29 protein-coding genes are annotated in these 22,601 nt (G+C 73.5%); 14 read left to right on the top strand and 15 right to left on the bottom strand.

Annotated elements, in window-relative coordinates:
* The first annotated feature begins 34 nt into the window (after positions 1-34).
* Positions 35-931, top strand: a complete 897-nt coding sequence (locus FHU28_RS10920; RefSeq protein WP_184689426.1) for a carbohydrate kinase family protein — start codon at positions 35-37, stop codon at positions 929-931.
* Positions 932-968: 37 nt separating this feature from the next.
* Here FHU28_RS10920 and FHU28_RS10915 read toward each other — a convergent pair whose 3' ends face one another.
* Positions 969-1,325: a DUF3099 domain-containing protein gene (locus FHU28_RS10915; protein WP_184689424.1), complete on the bottom strand. Its 357-nt coding sequence runs from the start codon at positions 1,323-1,325 to the stop codon at positions 969-971.
* Positions 1,326-1,431: 106 nt separating this feature from the next.
* On the opposite strand from FHU28_RS10915, the gene FHU28_RS10910 reads away from it, so the two are divergent.
* Positions 1,432-1,743 (top strand): hypothetical protein, encoded by a 312-nt coding sequence (locus FHU28_RS10910; RefSeq protein ID WP_241826439.1) that lies wholly within the window; start codon positions 1,432-1,434, stop codon positions 1,741-1,743.
* Positions 1,733-2,044 (top strand): hypothetical protein, encoded by a 312-nt coding sequence (locus tag FHU28_RS10905; protein WP_073830189.1) that lies wholly within the window; start codon positions 1,733-1,735, stop codon positions 2,042-2,044. Before FHU28_RS10910 ends, FHU28_RS10905 begins: the two co-directional genes overlap by 11 nt.
* 4 nt (positions 2,045-2,048) lie before the next feature.
* Here FHU28_RS10905 and FHU28_RS10900 read toward each other — a convergent pair whose 3' ends face one another.
* The 3 genes from FHU28_RS10900 to FHU28_RS10890 all read right to left on the bottom strand — a co-directional run bounded on the left by FHU28_RS10900 (position 2,049) and on the right by FHU28_RS10890 (position 5,275).
* Positions 2,049-3,281 carry a low temperature requirement protein A gene (locus FHU28_RS10900; protein WP_184683378.1) on the bottom strand — a complete coding sequence of 411 codons (1,233 nt, stop codon included), beginning with the start codon at positions 3,279-3,281 and terminating at the stop codon, positions 2,049-2,051.
* A 71-nt stretch (positions 3,282-3,352) separates the two neighbouring features.
* On the bottom strand, positions 3,353-3,937 hold the full coding sequence (locus FHU28_RS10895; protein WP_116504934.1) for an HhH-GPD-type base excision DNA repair protein: 585 nt from the start codon (positions 3,935-3,937) through the stop codon (positions 3,353-3,355).
* A gap of 117 nt (positions 3,938-4,054) precedes the next feature.
* Positions 4,055-5,275: a S8 family peptidase gene (locus tag FHU28_RS10890; protein WP_073830192.1), complete on the bottom strand. Its 1,221-nt coding sequence runs from the start codon at positions 5,273-5,275 to the stop codon at positions 4,055-4,057.
* 181 nt (positions 5,276-5,456) lie between these two features.
* Here FHU28_RS10890 and FHU28_RS10885 point away from each other — a divergent pair, with 181 nt between their 5' ends.
* Positions 5,457-6,941, top strand: a complete 1,485-nt coding sequence (locus tag FHU28_RS10885; RefSeq protein WP_184683376.1) for a DUF7782 domain-containing protein — start codon at positions 5,457-5,459, stop codon at positions 6,939-6,941.
* The gene (dtd, locus tag FHU28_RS10880; RefSeq protein ID WP_069089362.1) at positions 6,941-7,363 is read left to right on the top strand and encodes a D-aminoacyl-tRNA deacylase; all 423 of its coding nucleotides are present in this window, start codon (positions 6,941-6,943) and stop codon (positions 7,361-7,363) included. The genes FHU28_RS10885 and dtd overlap by 1 nt, the downstream gene beginning before the upstream one ends.
* A 6-nt stretch (positions 7,364-7,369) precedes the next feature.
* Here dtd and FHU28_RS10875 read toward each other — a convergent pair whose 3' ends face one another.
* On the bottom strand, positions 7,370-8,158 hold the full coding sequence (locus FHU28_RS10875; RefSeq protein ID WP_184689422.1) for a sporulation protein: 789 nt from the start codon (positions 8,156-8,158) through the stop codon (positions 7,370-7,372).
* Between the two features lie 220 nt (positions 8,159-8,378).
* On the opposite strand from FHU28_RS10875, the gene sigB reads away from it, so the two are divergent.
* The 4 genes from sigB to FHU28_RS10855 all read left to right on the top strand — a co-directional run bounded on the left by sigB (position 8,379) and on the right by FHU28_RS10855 (position 10,702).
* Positions 8,379-9,365 carry an RNA polymerase sigma factor SigB gene (gene sigB / locus FHU28_RS10870; RefSeq protein WP_184683375.1) on the top strand — a complete coding sequence of 329 codons (987 nt, stop codon included), beginning with the start codon at positions 8,379-8,381 and terminating at the stop codon, positions 9,363-9,365.
* A gap of 109 nt (positions 9,366-9,474) precedes the next feature.
* Positions 9,475-9,810 (top strand): ArsR/SmtB family transcription factor, encoded by a 336-nt coding sequence (locus FHU28_RS10865; RefSeq protein WP_073830487.1) that lies wholly within the window; start codon positions 9,475-9,477, stop codon positions 9,808-9,810.
* Positions 9,807-10,298 (top strand): SRPBCC family protein, encoded by a 492-nt coding sequence (locus FHU28_RS10860; RefSeq protein WP_184683374.1) that lies wholly within the window; start codon positions 9,807-9,809, stop codon positions 10,296-10,298. Before FHU28_RS10865 ends, FHU28_RS10860 begins: the two co-directional genes overlap by 4 nt.
* Positions 10,295-10,702: a VOC family protein gene (locus tag FHU28_RS10855; RefSeq protein WP_184683373.1), complete on the top strand. Its 408-nt coding sequence runs from the start codon at positions 10,295-10,297 to the stop codon at positions 10,700-10,702. Before FHU28_RS10860 ends, FHU28_RS10855 begins: the two co-directional genes overlap by 4 nt.
* A gap of 105 nt (positions 10,703-10,807) precedes the next feature.
* Here FHU28_RS10855 and FHU28_RS10850 read toward each other — a convergent pair whose 3' ends face one another.
* Genes FHU28_RS10850 through FHU28_RS10840 form a run of 3 tightly spaced genes read right to left on the bottom strand, consistent with a single transcriptional unit; the run spans position 10,808 to position 15,475 of the window.
* Positions 10,808-13,363, bottom strand: a complete 2,556-nt coding sequence (locus FHU28_RS10850) for a bifunctional acetate--CoA ligase family protein/GNAT family N-acetyltransferase (RefSeq protein ID WP_184683365.1) — start codon at positions 13,361-13,363, stop codon at positions 10,808-10,810.
* A 25-nt stretch (positions 13,364-13,388) separates the two neighbouring features.
* The gene (locus tag FHU28_RS10845) at positions 13,389-14,570 is read right to left on the bottom strand and encodes an acetoin utilization protein AcuC (protein ID WP_184683362.1); all 1,182 of its coding nucleotides are present in this window, start codon (positions 14,568-14,570) and stop codon (positions 13,389-13,391) included.
* A gap of 47 nt (positions 14,571-14,617) precedes the next feature.
* On the bottom strand, positions 14,618-15,475 hold the full coding sequence (locus tag FHU28_RS10840; protein WP_184683359.1) for a sulfurtransferase: 858 nt from the start codon (positions 15,473-15,475) through the stop codon (positions 14,618-14,620).
* Positions 15,476-15,573: 98 nt separating this feature from the next.
* On the opposite strand from FHU28_RS10840, the gene FHU28_RS10835 reads away from it, so the two are divergent.
* Complete coding sequence (locus FHU28_RS10835; protein WP_073830199.1) at positions 15,574-16,260, top strand: iron-dependent transcriptional repressor DtxR; 687 nt, start codon at positions 15,574-15,576, stop codon at positions 16,258-16,260.
* Positions 16,261-16,273: 13 nt separating this feature from the next.
* On the opposite strand, the gene FHU28_RS10830 is transcribed toward FHU28_RS10835, so the two are convergent.
* Positions 16,274-16,822, bottom strand: coding sequence for a hypothetical protein (locus FHU28_RS10830; RefSeq protein WP_184683356.1), 549 nt, complete (start codon positions 16,820-16,822; stop codon positions 16,274-16,276).
* An 86-nt stretch (positions 16,823-16,908) separates the two neighbouring features.
* Complete coding sequence (locus FHU28_RS10825; protein ID WP_311773563.1) at positions 16,909-17,142, bottom strand: DUF5522 domain-containing protein; 234 nt, start codon at positions 17,140-17,142, stop codon at positions 16,909-16,911.
* A gap of 166 nt (positions 17,143-17,308) precedes the next feature.
* Between FHU28_RS10825 and FHU28_RS10820 the strand changes: the two genes are divergently transcribed.
* A complete protein-coding gene (locus FHU28_RS10820; protein WP_184689418.1) occupies positions 17,309-17,905 on the top strand; it encodes an RNA polymerase sigma factor in 597 nt (198 codons plus the stop codon).
* Positions 17,902-18,855 carry a hypothetical protein gene (locus FHU28_RS10815; RefSeq protein WP_184683354.1) on the top strand — a complete coding sequence of 318 codons (954 nt, stop codon included), beginning with the start codon at positions 17,902-17,904 and terminating at the stop codon, positions 18,853-18,855. Before FHU28_RS10820 ends, FHU28_RS10815 begins: the two co-directional genes overlap by 4 nt.
* A gap of 59 nt (positions 18,856-18,914) precedes the next feature.
* Here FHU28_RS10815 and FHU28_RS10810 read toward each other — a convergent pair whose 3' ends face one another.
* The 5 genes from FHU28_RS10810 to FHU28_RS10790 form a co-directional block, all read right to left on the bottom strand.
* Positions 18,915-19,550 carry a class I SAM-dependent DNA methyltransferase gene (locus FHU28_RS10810; RefSeq protein WP_184683352.1) on the bottom strand — a complete coding sequence of 212 codons (636 nt, stop codon included), beginning with the start codon at positions 19,548-19,550 and terminating at the stop codon, positions 18,915-18,917.
* 105 nt (positions 19,551-19,655) lie between these two features.
* Entirely contained in the window at positions 19,656-20,600 is a 945-nt protein-coding gene (locus FHU28_RS10805; protein WP_184683351.1) for a DUF2332 domain-containing protein, read from the bottom strand.
* Positions 20,601-20,649: 49 nt separating this feature from the next.
* Positions 20,650-20,829 (bottom strand): hypothetical protein, encoded by a 180-nt coding sequence (locus tag FHU28_RS10800; RefSeq protein ID WP_013284758.1) that lies wholly within the window; start codon positions 20,827-20,829, stop codon positions 20,650-20,652.
* Between the two features lie 211 nt (positions 20,830-21,040).
* Entirely contained in the window at positions 21,041-21,220 is a 180-nt protein-coding gene (locus FHU28_RS10795) for a hypothetical protein (protein WP_184683350.1), read from the bottom strand.
* Positions 21,217-21,405 (bottom strand): hypothetical protein, encoded by a 189-nt coding sequence (locus FHU28_RS10790; RefSeq protein WP_184683349.1) that lies wholly within the window; start codon positions 21,403-21,405, stop codon positions 21,217-21,219. Before FHU28_RS10790 ends, FHU28_RS10795 begins: the two co-directional genes overlap by 4 nt.
* Before the next feature lie 130 nt (positions 21,406-21,535).
* Between FHU28_RS10790 and FHU28_RS10785 the strand changes: the two genes are divergently transcribed.
* Positions 21,536-22,378: a DUF5753 domain-containing protein gene (locus tag FHU28_RS10785; protein ID WP_184683348.1), complete on the top strand. Its 843-nt coding sequence runs from the start codon at positions 21,536-21,538 to the stop codon at positions 22,376-22,378.
* Between the two features lie 9 nt (positions 22,379-22,387).
* Positions 22,388-22,555, top strand: coding sequence for a DUF397 domain-containing protein (locus FHU28_RS10780; protein ID WP_116504904.1), 168 nt, complete (start codon positions 22,388-22,390; stop codon positions 22,553-22,555).
* The last annotated feature ends 46 nt before the right edge of the window (positions 22,556-22,601 follow it).

The following is a 22,601-nucleotide window of genomic DNA, read 5'->3' as shown; positions in this document are numbered from 1 at the left end:
CGAGGGCCGTGAGGGCATGCCCGGCTGGCACGGCATGAGCGCAGCGCCGCGCGTCGTCGTCGTCGGCGACGTCATCACCGACGTGCTCGCGGTCCTGTCCGGGCCGCTCGCCACCGGCTCGGACACCGCGGCCGGGATCCGGTTCAGCGGCGGCGGGCAGGCGGCGAACACCGCGGCCTGGCTCGCCGGGCAGGGCGCGGCGGTGACGCTGGTCGCCGCCGTCGGCGACGACGAGACCGGCCGGGAGCGGGTGGACGAGCTGACCCGCATCGGTGTGGACTGCGCGGTGGAGCGGCACGAGGGCTACCCGACCGGCACCGTCATCGTGCTCACCCACGACGGGGAGCGGACCATGGTCAGCCAGCGGGGCGCGAACCTGCGGCTGACCGCCGCGCACGTGGACGCGGCGCTGGCCGCGGCGCCCGACGCCGGGCATCTGCACCTGTCCGCGTACACCCTGTTGGACGTCGGGTCGCGCGGCGCCGGCCTGCGCGCGCTGGCCACGGCCCGCGCGCGCGGGCTGACCGTCAGCGTCGACGCGGCGTCCGCGGCGCCGCTGCGGCGCGTCGGCGGGGCGTTCCTGACCTGGGTACGCGACGTCGACCTGCTGCTCGTCAACACGGACGAGGCGACGGTGCTGGCCGGCGGGCTGGACCCGGCGGCGCAGGCCCGGGCGCTGACGGCGGTGGCGCACCGGGTGGTGGTCAAGCAGGGCGCGGCCGGCGCGGTCTGGGTGCAGCGCGGCGGCGTGGTGGAGTTCGCTCCGGCGCCGGGGGTGGACGTGGTGGACGTGACCGGGGCCGGGGACGCGTTCGCGGCCGGGCTGCTCACCGCCTGGCTGGCCGGCGCCGATCCGCGCGCCGCGCTGGCCCGCGCCGGCGACCTGGGCGCGCTGGCAGTGACGACGGTAGGCGCCCGCCCCACCCCCTGACGGGCGGCCGGTCCGGGCGGTGGCCCGTCCGGACCGGTCAGGGCTCGGCGTCGATGATCTTGCGCGGGTTCTCCTGCGTGGTCAGCGCAGTGGGCGCGGGCTCCTCGCGGCGGCGGTTCTGGAACCGGTTCGCCAGCCGGTGCTCCTCCTTGGGCGGCCGGTCGTTGGCGAGCAGCACGGCGAGCCAGGGCACGAGCACCATGCCGAGCGCGCACAACGGCAGCCAGAACCAGAGCAGCGGTGCCTTCGCGCCGACCAGGATCGCGCCCGCCACCAGGCACGCGACCCGGATGGCCATCATCAGCACGTAACGCTTCTGCCGGCTGTTGAGCTGGTCGTCCTGGCTGCGCGGGGCGTCGGTGATCAGGATCGGCTGGTACGCCTGACGCTTCACCACGGACCTCCTACGAGGGGATACGCCTCATCCTGTCACTCCGGACGGATGATCGGCGAAATTCGTGACGACCGGTCGTGTGTTACGTGCGTGGTACGCTTCGGCGGTGGCCAACCGGTTCAGCTTCACCGACGAGGCGCTGGCGAACCTGCGGGTCTACGACGTCACACCCGGGGAAGTCTGGGAGGCCCTGCACAGCAGGCACCGGGTCATCCGGCACCTCGGTGACGACGTGATGGTGGTCTACGCGACCGACCACCGGGGCCGGCGGCTCGCCGTGCTGCTGGCCGAGGCCGAGGGCACCGACAACGACTGGGACATCCTCTCCGCCCGCGAACTGAGCGACGTCGAGGCCAAGCGCTACGACGAGGCGGTGCGGAACTCACGCCGACGAGGAGGCGGTCACGATGCACCGTGACGAGGCGACCAAGCGGTTCCACGCCGGGGGCGACACGTTCGCCGACCTGATCGACGAGACGTCACCGGCGCAACTGCCCACCCCCGACACCGACGTGCCGATGGTGAGCCGGTCGGTCCGGCTGCCGCTGGAGACGTACGAGCGGGTCCGCGCCGCCGCCGACGCGCGCGGCATCGGAGTGACCACGCTGATGCGGCAGTGGATCGAGGCCGGCCTGGCCGACCTGGACGACTCGGCCACCGTCTCACTGGCCGACGTGCGCCGCGCGCTGGCGTCGCTGTCCCGCCCGACCGCCGCCTGACGGCTCACGCCTCAGGGCTGGCCTCGCCGAGCGTCTCCCGGCCGATCGGCGAGGCGGAGTGCTCCGGTGGGCGGTGCCAGGCCCGGCGGGCGTCGGCGAACGCGACGAGCGCCAGCACGACGGCCACCGCCCCGAGCGCCAGCATCGCCGGCATGGTCGCGAACGCGGGCAGGAGCAGCACCAGGGCCAGCAGCCCGGCCAGCCGGGAGCGGGACACCCGGCCGAAGATCTCGTACTCGAACCGGGAGCGGGCGGCCAGGAAGAGCGCCGGGCCGCCCACCACGAAGACCAGCCAGTTCGGCCGGGACGGGTCGAACGGGTGGGCGATGACCAGCTCGTAACCGGCCGCCGCACTGAGCACGCCGAGCACCATGAACAGATGGGTCTGCGCCGCCGACTCGGCCAGCCGCCCCGGCGTCCCGGCCGTCCGCAACGCCTCCGCCAGCAGGTGACCGGCCCGGTAGAAGTAGATCCGCCAGAGCAACGCGGTGATCAGGAACGAGATCGCGAACGCCGCGGCGGCCTCGCCGGAGAACTCCTTCCCGCTGTAGGTCACGCCGATGACCAGGATCGACTCGCCCAGCGCGATGAGGAAGATCTGCTGGTACCGCTCGGCGATGTGCTCCCCGGTGACCAGCCACTGCCGGATGCGTGACGCCCCGATCCCCGGCAGCGGCCAGCCCAGGAGCGTGCCGAGGTGGTCCACCGCCAGCGCGACCACCCAGAGCGCCAGGCGCGGGCCGGGCAGCAGCGCACCGGCGAGCCACAGCGGGGCGCTGGCCGCCGCCCAGGCGGCCAGCCGCACCGGGACCAGGCGGCGCGGGTGCCCGCGCAACGCCACCGCGATCGCCAACGGCCGGCCCAGCATGACCGCCACGTACGCGAGCGCGAACGGCAGCGCCCGCTCCTCCAGCGCGCGGGGCAGCGTCACGCCCAGCACCAGGCTGCCGAACATGGTGCCGACCACCACCGCCTGGATGACGACGCGCTCCGGCTCGTAGCGGCTGGTGACCCAGGTGGTGATCGTCCAGACCTGCCACAGCACCATGAACAGCAGCAGGGTCCGGCCCACGTCGGCGGCCACCGCACCGGCCGAGCCGTCGATGCCGTCGATCAGGCGCTGCGAGACCCGGGTCAGCGCGAACACGAAGACCAGGTCGAAGAAGAGCTCCAGGAAGGTGGCCCGGCCGGGGCTGGACGCGCTACGCAGCAGCGCCCCACCCCGCTGCTCGGCCATCGTCGCCCCCGTCCCCCGTCCTGGCAACAAACGACAGGGGCGGCGGGCCGGTTGCGGCGGCGGGCCGCGGATCAGCCCTTCGCGGCCTTCGCCTCCGCCTTCATCCGCTGCTTGAACTCGCGTACCCGGCGCAGCGACTCCGGATCGGTCACGTCCGCGACCGACCGGTGGGCGTCCGCGTCGCCGTAGTCGCCGGCCGCCTCGCGCCAGCCGTCCGGGGTGATCCCGAACCGCTTCCCGAGCAGCGCCACGAAGATCTGCGCCTTCTGCCGGCCGAACCCGGGCAGCTCGCCGACCCGGCGCAACAGCTCCCGCCCGTCGGCCACGTCCGACCAGAGCCGGGCCGGGTCGCCGTCGTACCGCTCGACGAGCGTCCGGCACACCTCCTGCACGCGGGCCGCCATCGCCTTGGGGAAGCGGTGCAGCGCCGGCGGCCGGGCGAAGAGCTCCACGAGCGCCTCCGGGTCGTACCCGGCCAGTTCGGCGGCGTCCGGCTCGTGGCCGAGCCGCTGCGCCAGCACGTACGGGGAGGAGAACGCCTTCTCCATCGGCACCTGCTGGTCGAGCACCATGCCGAGGAGCAGGGCCAGCGGGCTGCGCGCCAGCAGCTCGTTGGCCTGCGGGTCGATGGGCAGGGAGAGCGTCATGAGGACCATAGTGCCGTCCCGCCCGGCGGTCGGGGGCGCCGACTCCCCGACGACGTGCCGCGGCCCGGCGGACCCCTGGGAGGTCCACCGGGCCGCGGCCCACTGCTCGGTCAGGTCACCCTGTCGTCAGTTGACGACGAAGAGCAGCCGGTTCGGCGAGCCCGAGCCCGGGCTGGTCACCTTGCCGGTGGTGGCGTTGCTGGTCAGGTAGCTGGCCACCTGAGCCGGGGTGTAGGAGGTGTTCGCGGACAGCACGAGCGCCGCCGCGCCGGCCACGTGCGGGGACGCCATCGAGGTGCCGCTGATCGAGTTGGTGGCGGTGTCGCTGGTCCGCCACGCCGAGGTGATCGACGAACCCGGGGCGAAGATGTCCACGCAGGAGCCGTAGTTGGAGTAGGAGGCACGGGCGTCGGTGCTGGTGGTGGCACCCACCGTGATCGCCGCGGCGACCCGGGCCGGCGAGGAGTTGCACGCGTTGGCGCTGGAGTTGCCGGCCGCGAGCGCGTACGTGATGCCGGAGTTGATCGAGTTGGCCACCGCGTTGTCCAGCGTGGTGCTGGCGCCACCGCCGAGGCTCATGTTGGCCACGGCCGGCTTCACCGCGTTCGAGGTGACCCAGTTGACGCCGCTGATCACACCGGCGGTGGTGCCGCTGCCGGAGCAGTTGAGCACCTTGACGGCGACCAGGCGCACGCTCTTGGCCACGCCGTACTTGGTGCCGCCGACCGTGCCGGCGACGTGCGTGCCGTGGCCGTTGCAGTCGGTGTTGTTGGTGTCCACCGTGTTGGTGCCCCAGGTGGCCCGGCCGCCGAAGTCGCTGTGCGTGGTGCGGATGCCCGTGTCGATGATGTAGGCGCGCACGTTGCTGGCGGTGTTCGGGTAGGTGAAGGTGCTGTTCAGCGGCAGGTTGCGCTGGTCGATCCGGTCCAGGCCCCAGGTGGCCCCGGTCTGGGTGCCCTGGGTGGTCATGACGCGGTCCTGCTCGACGTACGCGACGGCCGGGTCGGCCGCGAGCCGGCGCGCCTGGGCGGCGGTCATCTTCGCGCTGTAGCCGGTGAGGGCGGAGCTCCACACCGTGCCGACGTTGCCGCCGTAGCGCTTGGCCAGGCCGGCGGCCCGGTCCGGCACGGCGGTACGGGCGGCGAGGGTGTTCGCGGTGCCGACCGCGTCGCCCTTGAGCACGACCACGTAGCTGCCGCTGACGGCGTCGGCGGCACCGGCGTACCGGACCTCCCCGGTGGGCGCGGCGAGAGCGGGCGTGGAGGCGGCGGCGGCGAAGGCCGCGGCGGCGGCCGTGACGGCGAGCGCACGCAGCGCGCGCCGCCGGGGAAGGGACACGTCGGGCATCGTCTGGACTCCCTACCGGGGCGGCCCGGTTTGTGCCCGGATCACCCCATCGACGGATGTTGGCAGGAATGCTAGCCATAGATCGACACACATAAAAGAGATAGCTGCCTATAGATGCGGTTCACGTTATGGATCGGCGGGTGCGCGTCACGGCGGACGACGCCCGAGGCAGGATGAGCACGTGAACCGTCACGACATGCTGCTCTCCCCCGCCGGGGTCGACGCGCTGCGCACCGCGCTCACGCTTGCCCGCTTCACCGCCAACGGCATCGCCGACCGGCTGGGCCCGCGGGCCACCGGCGGGGTGGCCCGCAACGACCACCGGGCCGCGCTGCGCGCCACCGAGGACCGGGACCGGCTGGCCACGCTGATCCGCGTCTTCATCTGCGACCAGATCGAGCCGGAGGCGGCGGTGGCCGCCGCGCTGGCCCCGCTGACGGTGGACGAGGCGCTCGCCGGGGGCATCGTCGAGCGGCACGGCGACGGCCTGCGCGCCGGGGTCGACCTGGAGCCGTACGGCGACGACTGGTGGGTGCTCGCCGACGTGCCCGCCAGCGCCCGGCCCGGCCGGCCGCTGCACGCCGAGCACGTGCTGGGCATCGGCGGCGCCACCCAGACGCTGATCTCGGCGGCGGTACGCCCGACCGTGGACACCGCGCTCGACCTCGGCACCGGCTCCGGCGTGCAGGCGCTGCACCTGGGCACCCACGCCCGCCGGGTCACCGCCACCGACGTCTCCGAGCGGGCGCTGCGCTTCGCCGCCACCACCGCCGCCCTCAACGGGCAGGACTGGGAGCTGCTGCGCGGCGACATGGTCGCCCCGGTGGCCGGACGCCGCTTCGACCTGGTGGTCAGCAACCCGCCGTTCGTGGTCGGGCCGGGCACCACCACGCACGTCTACCGCGACTCCGGGCGGGTCGGCGACGCGATCGGCGCGGAACTGGCCGCCGCCGCGCCGGACCTGCTCACCGAGGGCGGCACCATGCAGTACCTGGCGAACTGGGTGCACGTCACCGGCGAGGACTGGGCCGAGCGGGTCACCGGCTGGTTCGCCGGCACCGGCCTGGACGCCTGGGTCATCCAGCGTGAGGTGGCCGACCCGATGGCGTACGTGAACCTCTGGCTGACCGACGTCGGCGAGAGCGCCGACCCGCAGCGGATGGCGTCCTGGCTGGACTGGTTCGACGCGCACAAGGTCGAGGCGATCGGCTTCGGCATCGTCTCGCTGCGCCGCTCCGGCCACGAGCAGCCGATCGTCCGGGTGGAGGACCTGCGCCAGCGGGTCGAGCCGCCGCTCGGCGACCGGATCGGCGAGTGGTTCACCCGCCAGGACTGGCTGCACGCCCGGGACACCGAGGGCCTGCTCGCCGCCCGCTACCGCGCCGCCGACGGGCTCCAGCTGCGGCAGGAGGCCACCATGGGCGACGACGGCTGGGCGGTGGACCGGCAGGTCCTGGCCATGCCGCGCGGGCTGCGCTGGTCGGAGGAGATCGACCCGCTGGTGCTCGCCCTGGTCGGCGGCGCCGACGGCCGGCTGCCGCTGCGCGACCAGCTCGCCCTGCTGGCCGCCGCGCACGACGTGACGCCGGACGAGCTGGCCGAGGCGGCCGGGCCGATCGTGGCGCACCTGGTCGAGCGCGGCATCGTCGAGCCGGTGACCGACTGATGCGGGCGGTGGTGCAGACCGTCGGCCGGGCCCGGGTGACGGTCGACGACGAGGTGACCGGTGAGATCACCGACGGCCTGCTGGTGCTGCTCGGCGTCACCCACACCGACACCCCGCAGGTGGCCGCCACGATGGCCCGCAAGCTGCACGAACTGCGCATCCTCGACGACGAGCGCAGCGCCGCCGACGTCGGCGCGCCGCTGCTGGTGGTCAGCCAGTTCACGCTCTACGGCGACGCGCGCAAGGGCCGGCGGCCGAGCTGGACCGCCGCGGCGCCCGCCGAGGTGGCCGAACCCCTGGTGGACGCCGTGGTCGAACAGTTGCGCGCCCGGGGCGCGAAGGTGGAGACCGGCCGTTTCCGCGCCCACATGCTCGTGGAGAGCGTCAACGTCGGTCCCCGGACCCTCGTGCTCGACCTCTGAGGCGGACTAGGAGAACAGCCCTCGGCGGGACAGCGACTGCCGCAGCCAGCCGTCGAGATGGGCGGCCCAGTCGGTGCGGTCCGCCGTGGCGTGGTCCACCGTGAACCGTCCGAACGCGTCGCGGCCCTCGGTGAACAGGCCGCCCCGCTTGTCCAGCTCCAGCACCACGTGCACCTGCTGCGGGTCGGTGACGAAGGTGACCTCCAGCTGGTTCATCGCGCCCGCGTACTGCGGCGCCGGGTAGAACTCGATCTCCTGGTAGAAGGGCAACTGCTGGCGTACGCCATAGATGTGCCCACGCTCGACGTCGGCGCGCGCGAAGCGGAAGCCCAGCCGCAGCAGCGCCTCCAGCAGCCGCTCGTGGGCGGGCAGCGGATGCACCGACACGGCGTCCATGTCGCCCTTGTCCACCGCGCGGGCCACCTCCAGCTCGGTACGCAGGCCCATTGTCATGCCGTGCAGGTGCTGGCCGTACAGATCGGTCAGCGGCGTCTCCCAGGGCACCTGGTAGCGGAACGGCACCTCGTGACGCTGCCCCGGCTCCAGCCGGAACGGGCCGGTCATCTGGGCGCGGCCGAACTCCTGGTTGACGTCGTACTCGGAGTCGGAGCTCTCCACCTCGACCCGGGTGACCAGGCCGAGCGCGACGTAGCTGACGTCCACCGGGTGGTCGCCGCCGATCACCTGGATCCGGCCCTCCAGCACACCGCCGGGGCGGCAGTTGGGGTTGGCGAGCACCGTCTCCACGGACGGTCCGCCCACACCCATCGCCTGCATGAGCCGCTTGAAGACCACCACGTTCTCCGATCGTCCGTACGGGTCCGGCCCCGACGGCCGGTCGCTGGCACGGTAACCGCGCCGGGCAAGCGGCACGCGGATTCCACACCGGATTCCTGTCGGTTCCCCGATCGCCTCACTCCCGTCTCACGCCCCGACCGCCAAGCTGTTTGTCATCGGCCAGCACCGCCTGGGCGGCACGGGACCGGTAGGCACGTCGGACACGGGGAGAACAGAGATGACCCAGCAGATGATCGAGCACCAGGACATGGACGTCACCCTCACGGACCTCGACGCCACCGACGAGCGCGGCGTCTCCACCGACCTGGTCCGGGCGTACCTGAACGGCATCGGCCGCACCAAGCTGCTCACCGCGGCGCAGGAGGTCGAGCTGAGCAAGCGGATCGAGGCCGGCCTCTTCGCCGAGGAGAAGCTGGCCACCTGCACCCCCGTCTCCGCCGAGCTGCGCGCGGACCTGGCGCTGATCGCGGCCGAGGGCCGCGCCGCCAAGGACCACCTGCTGGAGGCGAACCTGCGGCTGGTGGTGAGCATCGCCAAGCGCTACACCGGCCGCGGCATGGCCTTCCTCGACCTCATCCAGGAAGGCAACCTCGGCCTCATCCGCGCCGTCGAGAAGTTCGACTACACCAAGGGCTACAAGTTCTCCACCTACGCCACCTGGTGGATCCGCCAGGCCATCACCCGCGCCATGGCCGACCAGGCCCGCACCATCCGCATCCCCGTGCACATGGTCGAGCAGGTCAACCGGATGGTCCGGGTGCGCCGCGAGCTGTCGGTGTCGCTGGGTCGCGAGCCCACCGTGAGCGAGGTGGCCAAGGCGCTGGAGATCCCCGAGTTCCAGGTGATCGAGCTGATCTCCTACGACCGGGAGCCGGTCAGCCTGGACCAGGCCGTCGGCGAGGACGGCGAGAGCGCGCTCGGCGACTTCGTCGCCGCCGTCGACCCGCGTACCGAGCCCGGTGACGCCGCCACAAACGGCGAGTTGCGCAACGAGGTCCGCATCGTGCTGGCCACGCTGTCCCAGCGGGAGCAGGCGGTGATCCGGCTGCGCTTCGGTCTGGACGACGGCCGGCAGCGCACGCTGGACGAGGTGGGCCGCGAGTTCGGGCTGTCCCGGGAGCGGATCCGGCAGATCGAGAAGGTGACGCTGCTGAAGCTGCGCGACCCGGAGCGGGCGAACCGGCTGGAGGCGTACGCCTGCTGATCCACCCCTACCTCGACAGGCCCCGGCGGTTCGCCGGGGCCTGTCGCGCTTGACCTGGGCGCTCCCGCCGTATAGAACCGACTGGTTACACAACCAGGAGGTTATGAACGTGCCACCGGATCTACTCGACGCCACCTTCGCCGCGCTCGCCGACCCCACCCGGCGGGCCATCCTCGCCCGGCTGGCCGCCGGGGAGGCCACAGTCACCGAGCTGGCCGAGCCCTTCGCGATGAGCCAGCCGGCCGTCTCCAAGCACCTCAAGGTGCTCGAACGCGCCGGCCTGGTCACCCGGGGCCGGGACGCGCAGCGCCGCCCCTGCCGGCTCGACGCCCGGCCGCTGCGGGAGGCCGTCGCGTGGCTGGCGGACTACCGGGACTACTGGGCCGAGAGCTACGCGCGCCTGGACGAGGTGCTCGCCGAGCTGACCGCCGGGGAGCAGCGGTGAACGGCCTGGCCGTGACCCTGCACGGCGACCGGGAGATCCGGCTCAGCCGCGACTTCGCCGCCCCCCGGCACCTGGTGTTCGCCGCATTCACCCGCCCCGAGCTGCTGATGCGCTGGTGGGGCGCGCGCGGCTGGCACCTCGTCGAGTGCGAGGTGGACCTGCGGGTGGGCGGGCGCTGGCGGTTCGTCTCCCGCGGGCCGCAGGGCGACCTGATGGCACAGGGCGGCACGTACCGGGAGATCGACGTGCCGGCGCGCCTGGTCTGCACCGAACTCTTCGACGACCAGTCCTACCCGGGCGAGACGCTCGTACGCCACGACTTCACCGGCTCGGCCGGCCGGACCACAGTCGTCACCCACCTGCGATACGCCACCACGCAGGGCCGCGACACGGTCCTGCGCTACCCGATGACCCGCGGCCTGGCCGAGGCGTTCGACCGGCTCACGGCCGTACTGCACACCAATACGACGACAGGAGCGACATCGTGAACTGGACGCTGGAAGTGGTAGTCGTACCGGTCTCCGACGTGGACCGGGCCAAGGAGTTCTACGCCGAACGGCTCGGCTTCGCCGTCGACCACGACACGGATCTGGGCGGCGCGGGGCGGATCGTCCAACTCACACCCCCGGGCTCCGGCTGCTCGATAGTGCTCGGCCGTGGCGTCGTACCGGAGATGCCGCCGGGGTCACTCAAGGGCCTGCAACTCGTCGTGGCCGACCTGGAACGGGCGCACGCCGAGCTGGTCGAGCGGGGCGTTGACGTGAGCGAGATCCAGGTGCTCGGCAAGAACCCGCGTCCGGTGCCGCATCCGCTGGACAACGTCGGCTTCGTCTTCCTCCGCGACCCGGACGGCAACGAGTGGGCGGTGCAGCAGATCTCCGAACGCGGCTGAGCCTTGTGGAGCGCGCGCGGTCGGGCGCTGCGGCGCCCGCGCGCGGCTGGGCGCTGTTAAGAAGGGGCCCTTTCTCTACCTGAGGCGTTAAGAAGGGGCCCTTCCTTACAAGCGGCGGGGGCCGGTGTCCGGGCGGGCGACCTCCGCGCCGGTGCGCACAGTGGCGTGCAGCACCGAGATGCCGTCCGGCCGGGCCAGCACCGGGTTGAGCGTGAGCGACCGCACCCGCGGCTGCTCGTCGGCGAGCCGCCCGACCCGCACCAGCAGGTCGACCAGGGCCGCCCGGTCCACCGGCGCGGCGCCCCGGTGCCCGTGCAGCAGCGGCGCGGCCCGGGGCTCGTCGACCAGCTCGGCGGCGTCCCGGTCGGTCAGCGGCACCGCCCGCCAGGCCCGGTCGCCGAGCAGCTCGGTGGCCACACCGCCGAGCCCGAACCCGACCACCGGCCCGAACGCCGGATCCTCCACCAGCTCCACCACGCACGCCACGCCGGGCGCGACCATCGGCTGGACCAGCACCTCCGCGCCGAACACCGGCACCATCTCGGCGTACGCGCGGCGCAGCGCGGCGGCGTCGGCCAGGTCGAGGCGTACCGCGCCCAGGTCGAGGCGGTGCCGCAGGCCGGGCGCGGCGGCCTTGAGCGCCACCGGCCAGCCGAGCCGCTCGGCCGCCGCCAGCACCTCCCCGGCTGTGCCGGCGGGGACCGACTCCACCACGTCGATCCCGTACGCGCGCAGCAGCGCCGCCGCGTCGGCACCGTCGGGACGCAGCGCGGCGTGCCCCGCCGTCCGGTCCACGTCTGGCAGTTCCGGCAGCACACCGGGCGGCCGCCGCAGCCAGTCGGCGTACGCGGTGACCCGGCCCAGCGCGCGCACCGCCTCCTCGACGCTCGGGTACGCCGGCACCCCGGCCGGCACCAGTCCGGCGAGGAACGTCGCCACCACCGGCTTGCCGGTGACCCGCGCGTCGGGCAGCGCCGCCGCGAAGTCGGCCACCGGGTCGGCGAGCTGCCCCGGCAACGGCGGCGCGAACACCGCCACCACGGCGTCCACCCGCTCGTCGGCCACGGCGTCACCGAGCGCGGCGGCGTACGCGGCGGCCCCGGCGCTCGGCCCGACGTCCTGCGGGTACCCGTCGGCCACCGCCAGCCCCTGGGCCGCGCAGGCGGTCGCGGCCAGCCCGGTCAGCGCCGAGGAGTTGCCCACCACCGCGACCCGCCGCCCGGCCGGCAACGGCTGGTGCGCCAGCAGCACACCGACGTCGAGCAGCTCGGACACGGTGTCCACCCGGATCACGCCGGACTGGGCGAACAGCGCGCTCACCGCAGCCGCGTCCAGCGCGGGCGCCTCCCCCACGCCCGGCGGCCGGGCCAGCGAGGCGAGCGCCACCACCGGCTTGCTGCGGCCGATGCGCCGGGCCAGCCGGGCGAACTTGCGCGGGTTGCCGAACGTCTCCAGGTAGAGCGTGATGACGTCGGTGGACGGATCGTCCTGCCAGTACTGGAGCAGGTCGTTGCCGGACACGTCGGCCCGGTTGCCGGCCGACACGAAGCTGGACAGCCCGAGCCCACGGCGGGACGCCTCGGCGAGCAGCGCCACCCCGAACGCGCCGGACTGGCTGAACACGCCGACCCGGCCCGCCGCGGGCAGCACCGGGGCGAGCGTGGCGTTGAGGCGTACCGCCGAGTCGGTGTTGGCGACGCCGAGGCAGTTCGGTCCGACCACCCGCATGCCGGCCAGGTGCGCGGCGCGGACCAGCGCGCGCTGCGCTGCCGCGCCGGCCGGCCCGGACTCGGCGAACCCGGCCGAGATCACCACCAGCCCGTGCGCGCCCGCGCGTGCGGCGTCGCGCACCACGTCGGTCACCGCGTCCGGCGGGACCGCCACCACCGCCAGGTCGACGTCCTGACCGGCGTCGGCCGCCGACGGGTACGCGGGCAGCCCCGCCACTGTCGACGCGCTCGGGTGCACCGGCACGATCGCGCCGGTGAACCCCCCGTCGCGCAGGTGCCCGAGCAGCGCCGCGCCGACGCCCTGCCCGGTGGTGCTGGCGCCGTAGACGGCGATGCCGCGCGGGGCGAGCAGCCGGGCGATCGAGCGCGCCTCGGTGCGGTGCTCCCGGCCGCGCTGCACCTCCAGGGTCGCCTCGGTCGGCGCGATCGGGAAGCTCAGGTGCACCACGCCGTCGGCGTACTGGCGCTGGACCTGGTAGCCGAAGTCGGCGAAGACGCGCAGCATGGTGCCGTTCGCGGGCAGCACCTCCGCGACGAAGTGCACGATGCCGTTGCGCCCGGCCGCGTCGGCCAGGTGCTCCAGCAGCACCGAGCCGATGCCCCGGCCCTGGTAGGCGTCCTCGACCACGAACGCCACCTCGGCCTCGGGCGAGGCGGGGCCGAGGCGCTCGTACCGGCCGACGGCGACGATCCGCTCGCCGGCGAGCACCACGAACGCCTCGCGGTCGCGGTGGTCGACGTTGACGAAGCGCTTCAGGTCACGTTCCGGGATGCGCGGGTACGGCGAGAAGTAGCGCAGGTAGCGGGTGCGCTCGGAGAAGCGGCCGTGCATGGCCACGATCTCGGGCGCGTCCTCGGGACGGATCTGTCGCAGCTGGACGGTCGTGCCGTCGCTGAGCAGCACGTCCACGGGTTGTTCGACGGTGGTCACCGGTCGGTCCTTCCCTGCCGCCGGCTCAGTCGCGCGGGTCGTGCGGGTCGAGCCCGAGCAGCGGGAAGACCGCCTTGCGGGTGGCCGCGACGGCCCGGTCCACCGCGTTCGGCTCACCGCTGGGCTGCCACGGCAGGTACGACGGGTCGACGTCGTCGGTCATCCGCAGCGGCACCTCGTGCCCGGGTCGCCGCCGCGCGGCCAGGTCCCGCCACCCCGGCGGGGTGAGCGTGGCCGGGTCGATCGGCTCACCGGTGGCGATCGCGAGCAGGTGCGTCCAGGCCCGGGGCACCACCTCGACGAGCGCGTACCCGCCGCCGCCGGTGGCGATCCAGCGCCCGTCGCACAGTTCGTCGGCGAGCGCGCGCAGCGTGCGGTAGGTGGCCCGCTGCCCGTCCACCGACAGGCGCAGGTCGGCCAGCGGATCCTTGCGGTGCCCGTCGGCGCCGCACTGGGTGACGAGCACCTGCGGCCGGTACGCGCGCAGCACCGACGGCACGACCGCGTGGAACGCGCGCTGCCAGCCGGCGTCGCCGACCCCGGGCGGCAGCGGCACGTTGACGGCGGTGCCCTCCGCGCCCGGCCCGCCGGTCTCGTCCGGGAAGCCGGTGCCGGGGAACAGCGCGAGCGGCGTCTCGTGCAGGCTGATGGTGAGTACCCGCGGGTCGCGGTAGAAGATCTCCTGTACGCCGTCGCCGTGGTGCACGTCCACATCCACGTACGCGATCCGCTGCGCGCCGAGGTCGAGCAGGCGGGCGATCGCCACCGCCGGGTCGTTGTAGACGCAGAAGCCGGCGGCGCGGGCGGGCATCGCGTGGTGCAGCCCGCCGGCCACGTTCACCGCACGGCGGGCCTCGCCGCGCCAGACCGCCTCGGCGGCGGCGACCGTGGCGCCGGCGATCAGCGCGCTCGCCTCGTGCATGCCGTCGAAGACCGGATTGTCCGACGTGCCCAGGCCGAACCCGGCGAACAGCGGGTCGCGCGGCGCGGCCCGCACCGCGTCCAGATAGGCCGGATCGTGGACGCGGGTGAGCAGCGCGTCGTCGGCCGGCTCGGGCTTGACCAGCCGCACGCCGGGCCGGTCCAGCACGCCCAGCTCACGGGCGAGCGCCATGGTCAGCTCGACCCGGACCGGGTCGAGCGGATGGTCGCCCATGTCGTAGGTGAGGAGAGCCTCGTCCCACACCACCACCGTGTCGTCGGCCATGCGGCCATCGTCGCACGTGGGCCGGGGTGCGCCCACCTGACGTACGCTCACCGGCCGGACGTGCCGCCGGTGGCGACCGGACGGTCCGGGTCGGCCACCCACTCGCTCCACGAGCCGACGTACAGCGCGGCGTCCGCACGGCCGGCCAGGTGCAGCGCCAGCACCGCCTGCGCGGCCGTCACTCCGGAGCCGCAGTACGCCCCGACCGGCGCGCCCGCGTCCACCCCGGCGGCGGCGAACCGTTCCCGCAGCGCGTCCGCGTCCGGGAACCGCCCCTGCGTGACGTACTCCGGCGCGGGCAGGTTCACCGCGCCCGGCACGTGCCCGGCGACCGGGTCGACCGGCTCGTGCTCGCCGAAGTAGCGCGGCTCGGCCCGTACGTCGAGCAGCACCCCGGGCTCGGCAGCGGCGAGCCGGGCGGCCCGCGCGGCGTCCAGCACCGGCAGCGCGCCCGGCGCCACCGTCACGTCGCCCGGCGCCGGGGCGGGTACGTCGGTGTCGACCGGCAGGCCGGCGGCCGTCCAGGCCGGGTAGCCGCCGTGCAGCACCCGCACCTGCCGGTGGCCCGCCCAGCGCAGCGTCCACCAGGCCCGGGCGGCGGACATGCCGTCGCCCCCGTCGTACACCACGACGGGGTGACCGGCGCGGACGCCCGCCGCCCGCAGCGCGGCCTGCAACGCCGCCGGGTCCGGCAGCGGGTGCCGGCCGGCGGCGCCGGGCCGCCCGCACAGCTCGGTGTCCAGGTCGACGAAGACCGCACCGGGCAGGTGACCGGCCGCGTAGTCCTCGCGGCCGGGCGGGCCGGTGAGCCGCCAGCGGACGTCGAGCAGGGTCGGCGGATCGGCATGATCGAGTTCGGCGGCGAGCCGGTCGGGCTCGACCAGCAGGTCTGCGGTGGCGGACATGCGGTCCAGTCAACACCATCCGGGCCGCGACCTCCGGCTTCGCCTGCCGTCGATGGTCGGTGGTAACGGGTACCATCGGAGCCCGGGAGGCCGCTGACGTGAAGCACGACCTTGTTGACACGACCGAGATGTACCTGCGCACCATCCTCGAACTCGAGGAGGAGGGTGTGCCGCCGCTGCGTGCCCGCATCGCCGAGCGGCTCAAGCAGAGCGGCCCGACCGTCAGCCAGACCGTCGCGCGGATGGAGCGGGACGGCCTGCTCACGGTCGAGGGCGACCGGCACCTGAGCCTCACGGCGGCCGGCCGCACCACCGCCGTGTCGGTGATGCGCAAGCACCGGCTGGCCGAGCTGCTGCTGGTGAACGTGATCGGGATGCCCTACGAGGAGGCCCACGAAGAGGCCTGCCGGTGGGAGCACGTGATGAGCGACGCGGTGGAGAAGCGGGTCTTCGACCTGCTCAACCGCCCCACCCGCTCGCCGTACGGCAACCCGATCCCGGGCCTGGAGGAGCTGGGCGACCCCGGCCAGCCGCCGGTCGAGGCCGGCGAGAGCGAGCGCAACCTGGCCTTCCCCGGCCTGTCCGGCCAGGTCGTGGTGCGCCGCATCTGCGAGAGCGTGCAGACCGACTCGGACGTGCTCCGGCAGTTGCACGCCGCCGGTGTCGACCCGGGCGCGACGGTGACTGTGGCGCAGGAACGCGACGGCGTCTCCATCGACCGCTCCGGCGACCGGGTACGCCTGCCCCGCGAGGTGGCGTCCCGGGTGTTCGTCGCGGCCCGCTGACCCGATCGTCGGGTCAGAGCTGGCGGGTGTCGATCACCTTGGCCAGCGTGACCAGCTTGCCGGCCGTCTTGTCCGCCTCCGCCTTGGCGGCGCCGGTGGGTGCGGTCCAGCGCAGCGTGGCGAGCCGGCCCTCGGTGGCCAGCCAGCCGACCTCGGCGACCGGGCCCGCCTTCGCGGTCTTGGGCAGCGTGCGCCGGTAGCCGGCCTTACCCAGCTTGGTGATCTTCGTGGCGCCGCTGGGCTGCACGTCGAGCGTGAACGTGGCCGCGTCGATCGACGTCTCGGTCACCGACAGCGTCAGCTCCGGCAGCACCGCACCGGCCGCGCGCACCACGCAGGTGTGCGTGTCGCCCCGCTCGGTGGCGGCGGCCACGTCGAACTCGCCGCCGGTGTGCTCGGCGATCACCGCGAAGTCGAGCAGGCGGCAGGCGCCGCCCGAGGACGCCGCCGCGACCGCGACCGGCGGGCGCGGATCCGCCGGCACGGCCACCGTCGGGGCCTCCTCGGCGCAGCCGGCGGCGAGCAGGACGGCCAGCACGGCCAGCCAGATTCGGGCACGCACGGGAGACCTCCGCGGTCGGCGGCGGGTCCGACCCGCCGGAGTTCCGTCGGACACCGTACGGCGTGCCCGCGCGGGGACGGAAGCCCCTAATCGGTTACGTACGGACAGTGCCGGCAGCCGCGCCCGCAGCACGTGCCGCGCCGGGCGAGAAATCCCGCGCTGAGCACGAACAGCCCGGTCTCCGGGTCCAGATAGCCGGCCTCCCCGGCGGCCAGGGCAGCGGCGTGCACGGCCAGGATCCGCTCCCGCCCCTGGTGATCCGGCGACAGCCGCGACGGGTGCGGTTCGGTAAGCGGCCGGTCCGCCAGCTCGTCACGCACCGCTGGAGTCTACGGAGCGGCCTCCCCGTACCCTCGCGCGGCGCCCTGGGTGCCCACGCTGGTAGCTCCCGTCGCGCCTGCTGTCCGGGAGGGACACTACGACGGGATGCGGTTGCGCCGTGAACCGGTCCGCGTCGACCGGGCATGAACGGATGTGACGAACAAGATGCGCCGGGCCGAGGCCCACGAGCGGGAACATCCCGGGGTCGGGCCGCCCGACGAGCCGTCGGACGACGATGTGATCCGCGCGTCCGTTGCCGAGCCGGAGCGGTTCGGGCTGTTGTTCGACCGGCATGCCGTCCCCGTGCACCGCTATCTGGCTCGCCGCATCGGTCCGCCGGCGGACGACCTACTGGCCGAGACCTTCCTGGTCGCATTCCGGCGGAGGGCGTCATACACCTCGGACGTCGGCGTACGGCCGTGGCTCTTCGGGATCGCCACCAACCTCGTGCGCCGGCACGTGCGGACCGAGGAACGCCGCTACCGCGCGCTGGCCCGGCTCGCCGCCGGCGAGTTGGCACCGCCGGTGATCGAGGACGCGATCGACCGACTGGACGCCGGCGCACTACGCCGGGACCTGGCCCTGGCGCTGGCCTCGCTGCACCGGCGGGACCGGGACGTGTTGCTGCTCACCGCGTGGGCGGACCTGTCGTACGAGCAGATCGCCGCCGTGCTCGACATCCCGCTCGGCACCGTCCGTTCCCGCCTGCACCGTGCCCGCCGACTCACCCGACTCGCGCTCGCCCTAGAGGAGCCGACATGAACGAGATCAACCTGCTACGTACGCACGGACCGGACGCCCCGGAAGCGTCCACCGAGACGCTCCGCCTCGCGAGGGACCGCCTCGCCGGCGAGTTCGCCGCCGCATCCGTACGCCGGACCGTCCCGCCGCTGCGGCGGCGGACGCTCCTGGTGGCAGCCGGGGCCGCGGTAGCAGCCGGGGCGGGCGTAGGCCTCGCGGTGCGTCCGCTCGATCGATCGGTGGAGCCGTTGACCCTGGTGGCTGCGACGATCCCGGAGTTTCCGCTGACCCTGCGCTCGCGGCCGGCGACGCTGAGCCCACCTCGCTACAGCTACGCTCCGGGCCAGTTCCTCGCCGTGTACCTGTCCCGCAGCGCCACCGACGACGTCTACCTCTTCGTCTGGGACAGCCGACCGCCACGGATCGCGACGACGTCGCGTCCGGTGGCCGTCGCAGGCCGCCCGGCCGAGATCTACGAGGAGCCGAACCCCGGCGGACCGCGCCGGCTCGACATGTCGTGGGAACGCAGGCCCGGTCAGTGGGTGTCGCTGACCGGGCACGGCATCTTCGCCGACGACGCGGCGCTGCTCCGGCTGGCCGAGCACGTCGTCGACGAGCCGCAGCAGGTGCCGCTGCGGGTCCGGCTGGCGCCGCGCGGTTGGCGGGTCGCCACGTTCAAGGACGACACCATCCTGACCCTGCAGGGCGACTCCCCCGACGAGACGCTCACCGTGCAGGTGGTTCCACGCCGTGACCCGGACCTGCTGCGCAACGTGATGGGAGCCCGGGAGGAGCGAAGGGTCACGGTGGGCGGCCGGGAAGCCCATCTTATCCGCGCCAAGGATTTCTGGTTCCTGCAGACCGAGGTGCCCGGCGGGGCAGTGGTCAACCTGCAGGCGCCGCTGCGGCTCTCCGTCGACCAGGTCGTCGCGATCGCCGAGCAGATCTCGGTGACTCCGCGCCGGCCCTGACCGTCTGCTGCCGGCCCGTTTCCCGTCGAGGTCGGCGACTCGGTCGAGCTGCGTCCGGTTCAGTCGTGGTGCGCGAGCAGGAACGCCTGGGGCTGCCGCTCGCCGTCGGCCGGCGCGCGGACCGTCGTTGCCGTCACCGCGAACCCGGCCGCCGCGAGCTGCGCGGCCAGCCGCTCCGGCGACAGCCAGTAGACGTCGTACCCGACGGGGTGGCCGTATGCCTGCTGCCGTCGGTCAAGCCGGTCGCCGGCCTTCACCGCCAGCAGCAGATGACCACCCGGGGCGAGCACCCGGTGGAAGCCGGCGAACACCTCGGGCAGCAGGTCCGGTGGCAGGTGGATCAGCGAGTACCAGGAGACCAGCCCGGCCAGCGACCCGTCCGGCGCGGTCAGTTCGGTCAGCGAGCCGACCTCGAAGCGCAGATCCGGGTACGTCCGCCGGGCCACCGCCACCATGCCGGGCGAGAGGTCGACGCCGCTGATGTCGAGGCCGAGCCCGTGCAGGTGGGCGGTGACGCGCCCGGTCCCGCAGCCCACCTCCAGCACCGGCCGACCCGGCCCGACCATCTCGGCGAACGCGGTCAGAAGCGCCCGGTCCAGCGGTGGCTCCACCACATCGGGCAGCAGCCGCGCGTAGTCCTCAGCAACGGTGTCGTAGGCGGCCCGCGTCTCCACCAGCCACCCAGGTTCACTCACACCCGCCGACCCTAGTCCCCCACCCGCGCCCGCACCGCCCCGTTGATCATGAGGCTGACGGTCGTCGCGCCGGCGTGTCGCGCCGCCAACCTCATGATCACGCGCTCAGGTCGGGGTCGGGAGCCAGGTGATCGCCTGGCCGTGGCCCCTGGTCCAGGCAAGGGGGTGGCCGTCGAGGGCGAGGACGTTGTGGAAGCCGTCGCCCGGCGGCTTCGGTAGCGCCGCGTGCGGCAGCACGGACGGGTCCTCGTTGGCGAGCCAGCGGCCGGTCAGCGTCCGCACCAGCGCGGTGAAAGCCTCCCGGCGCGGCGGCGGCACCTGGTAGAGCACCGAACTGTGGAACACCACGAGCGTCGCCCCGGGCGGAGCCTGCTCAGCCAGCGCCGGCAGGTCGTCCACCAGGTCACCGCGTACCAGCAGTGGCGGATCGGCCGCCGCGACCGCCGCCGCCGCGCGCAGCCGGTCCCGGCGGTGCCGGTGCTCCGGCCAGATCAGCGCGTCCAGCCAGGCCAGGTCGGCCGGGTCGGTGACGTCGAGCGGGTTCACGTCCAGCCCGGCGCGCCACACCACCTCCGGCAGCCGCTGCGGCGGCTCGGCGCCGGTCAGGTCACAGTCGAGCACCGGCTCGCCGTCGCCGACCCGCCGGTCGCCGTAGCGGTAGGCGTACCGGTCCGGGTAGAGGCACAATCCGGCGGACGCGCCGACCTCCAGCAACGCCAGCGGCTGCGGCAACGCCGCCAGCACCGGAAGCAGCACCGCGCAACGGCCGGCCTCGTTCGTCTGCGTCGCCCGCACCCGCATCTGCGCCGCCACGTCCGGCCAGTGCGCCAGCACGTACGCCCGAAAGGCAGCCGGGTCGTCCACCGGCCCGCCGCCCAGCCGCACCACACCGAACAGCAGGTTCGGCTGACGCTTGGCCGGTGGCAGCGTGTCGAGCAGCGCGAGCAGCTTTCGGTCGCGCGCCACCGCCCGCGACAAGCGCTCGTACGCCGGCGACACGCCGCGCGCCTCGCGCTCGGCGAACGCCCGATAGATGTCGGTCGTGCTCATCCCCCGAGCATTCCAGCTCGCGTACGCCATGGGGTGTGACAGTGGGCACCTACGGCCGTTTGGGCCGACGGGGACGAAGTCCTCGCGAGATCTCCTCCAGGTGCCGCTGCTGGTGCTCGCGCACCATTGCCTCCCAGACCTCCTGGTCGAAGTCCGGATCGAGCGGCACCCACCGGTGCGAGCCGTCGCAGTAATGAAACCGTTCGTCGCCCGGCCGAATGACACTCATCGCACCCACCCGAGGAAGCGCTGATGCAACACCCCGGCCGGCACCCAGGTCAGATCCTCCGCCGCCCACACCAGATAGGACCCCATGTACAAGCCCAACGACACCGGCGCTCCCGAGAACTCGGCCCGCAGCTCACGACGCCGCGTCGGGCAGGGCCACGGGGCACCACACCCACCGCAGCTCCACACCGGAAGAACCGGCCCGTGGGTGGTCACCGGAGGCCGTCCAGGAAGCGCCGGGTGGCGGTCCGCGCCTGCCTGCGGGCCGCCCATTCGACCTGCTGACAGGGGTACGGGCACAGGCGCGCCCACCATGCCCGGCACCCCGCGCAGAAGCCGTCGATGCCGGGTACGTGTACCGACAGGATCTGCTGGACCTGCGGCTCCGTCACGTCTGCTCCTCTCCCGGCCAGTGGCCGCGACGGATCGGGATGCGATGGCGTGCGCGGCACGGCAGCTCCGCACCGCAGCGGCAGATCCGCCGCCACCGCTGCCAGGACCACACCGGGCGGTGTCGCCGGGCGAGGGTCAGCGCGACCGCCACCACGTAGTCCTCGTACGACACACGTGTACGCATGCCGCCTCCTACGTTGCTCATGCGCAGCTAATTTTGCGCGCGCATTTTCAGTCAGTCAACGATGGGCGCGCATGTCGCGCGGGCGTGTCGCGTGTCCGCCGCACGTCGGCCGGGCGGCACAATCACCGGCATGGAGAGTCCGACCTTCGTTCGCTTCCAGCTCGGGGCGCAGTTACGCAAAGCGCGAGAGCAGGCTGATGTCACCGCCGAGGAAGCAGCGGCGGCAATCGAGGTGACCGCGAGCACCCTGCGCCGCATCGAGGCCGGTCGGGTCGGCATCAAAGGCCCTGCGCTCAACGCGCTGCTTGATCGCTACCGCGTCACCGATGCCGAACTGCGCGACACGCTGCTGTCGATGGCGCGCGCTGGGAAGCAGCGCGGCTGGTGGGCGAAGTACGGGGATCTGCCCTCGTCGTATCGGCAGTACATCGGCTTGGAATCCGCAGCCGAGGAGGTGCAGACCTTCGAGACGCTTGTCGTGCCGGGCCTGCTCCAGACACCGGCGTATTCGCGGGCAATGATGGCGGAGGACGCCTTCGAACCTTCACCCGAGGCGGTCGAGAGGCGAGTCGCCGTTCGGACGCACCGCCAAGAGTTGATCTCATCGGGGAAACTCCGCCTGGTGGCTGTACTGGACGAAGCAGTCCTGCACCGCCAGATCGGTGGCGCAGCCGTCATGGCCGACCAGCTCACCGCCTTGCTCGACGCCGGCAGCCGATGGAACGTCACGGTCCAGGTGATCCCGTTCCGGGAAGGTGCCTACGCTTCCATGCTGTCTAGCTTCCACATCCTCAACTTCGCTGACGGCCCCAGCGTGGTCTACATCGAGGGTCTGACGGGTGATCTCTACGCGGAGGGCGAGGATGTACGCCGCTGTACGGTGGTGTTCAACAGCCTGCGCGCCGCGGCCCTGTCGCCAACCGACTCGGCGGCAATGATCGAAGCGATCCGAGGCGCGCTGCCCGTGGAGTAGGAGGCGGACGTGGACTCGCAGTGGCGCAAGAGCACCCGGAGCGGCACCAACGGAGCCTGCGTCGAAGCGAGATACGCCGACCAGGCAGTAGAAGTCCGCGACAGCAAGGATGCAGGCGGCCCGGTTCTACGCTTTGGGCGTCAGCCGTGGCAGGTGTTCCTCCGTACCCTGCGCTGAGTCCGACTCGCCAAAACAGGCGCGAGCGCGGCAGGGAAATCCCTGC

The organism is Micromonospora echinospora (assembly GCF_014203425.1).
Classification (GTDB): domain Bacteria; phylum Actinomycetota; class Actinomycetes; order Mycobacteriales; family Micromonosporaceae; genus Micromonospora; species Micromonospora echinospora_A.
The sequence above is the reverse complement of the archived record's forward strand: the minus strand, read 5'-3'. Positions and strand labels throughout refer to the sequence as shown.

Excerpts from the sequence above, each read along its gene's own strand:
- FHU28_RS10920 (WP_184689426.1), top strand. The coding sequence starts at position 35 with ATGAGCGCAGCGCCGCGCGTCGTCGTCGTCGGCGACGTCATCACCGAC.
- FHU28_RS10905 (WP_073830189.1), top strand. The coding sequence starts at position 1,733 with ATGCACCGTGACGAGGCGACCAAGCGGTTCCACGCCGGGGGCGACACG.
- FHU28_RS10900 (WP_184683378.1), bottom strand. The coding sequence starts at position 3,281 with ATGGCCGAGCAGCGGGGTGGGGCGCTGCTGCGTAGCGCGTCCAGCCCC.
- FHU28_RS10895 (WP_116504934.1), bottom strand. The coding sequence starts at position 3,937 with ATGGTCCTCATGACGCTCTCCCTGCCCATCGACCCGCAGGCCAACGAG.
- FHU28_RS10890 (WP_073830192.1), bottom strand. The coding sequence starts at position 5,275 with ATGCCCGACGTGTCCCTTCCCCGGCGGCGCGCGCTGCGTGCGCTCGCC.
- dtd (WP_069089362.1), top strand. The coding sequence starts at position 6,941 with ATGCGGGCGGTGGTGCAGACCGTCGGCCGGGCCCGGGTGACGGTCGAC.
- sigB (WP_184683375.1), top strand. The coding sequence starts at position 8,379 with ATGACCCAGCAGATGATCGAGCACCAGGACATGGACGTCACCCTCACG.
- FHU28_RS10845 (WP_184683362.1), bottom strand. The coding sequence starts at position 14,570 with ATGGCCGACGACACGGTGGTGGTGTGGGACGAGGCTCTCCTCACCTAC.
- FHU28_RS10840 (WP_184683359.1), bottom strand. The coding sequence starts at position 15,475 with ATGTCCGCCACCGCAGACCTGCTGGTCGAGCCCGACCGGCTCGCCGCC.
- FHU28_RS10820 (WP_184689418.1), top strand. The coding sequence starts at position 17,309 with ATGCGCCGGGCCGAGGCCCACGAGCGGGAACATCCCGGGGTCGGGCCG.
- FHU28_RS10815 (WP_184683354.1), top strand. The coding sequence starts at position 17,902 with ATGAACGAGATCAACCTGCTACGTACGCACGGACCGGACGCCCCGGAA.
- FHU28_RS10805 (WP_184683351.1), bottom strand. The coding sequence starts at position 20,600 with ATGAGCACGACCGACATCTATCGGGCGTTCGCCGAGCGCGAGGCGCGC.
- FHU28_RS10800 (WP_013284758.1), bottom strand. The coding sequence starts at position 20,829 with ATGAGTGTCATTCGGCCGGGCGACGAACGGTTTCATTACTGCGACGGC.
- FHU28_RS10790 (WP_184683349.1), bottom strand. The coding sequence starts at position 21,405 with ATGCGTACACGTGTGTCGTACGAGGACTACGTGGTGGCGGTCGCGCTG.
- FHU28_RS10785 (WP_184683348.1), top strand. The coding sequence starts at position 21,536 with ATGGAGAGTCCGACCTTCGTTCGCTTCCAGCTCGGGGCGCAGTTACGC.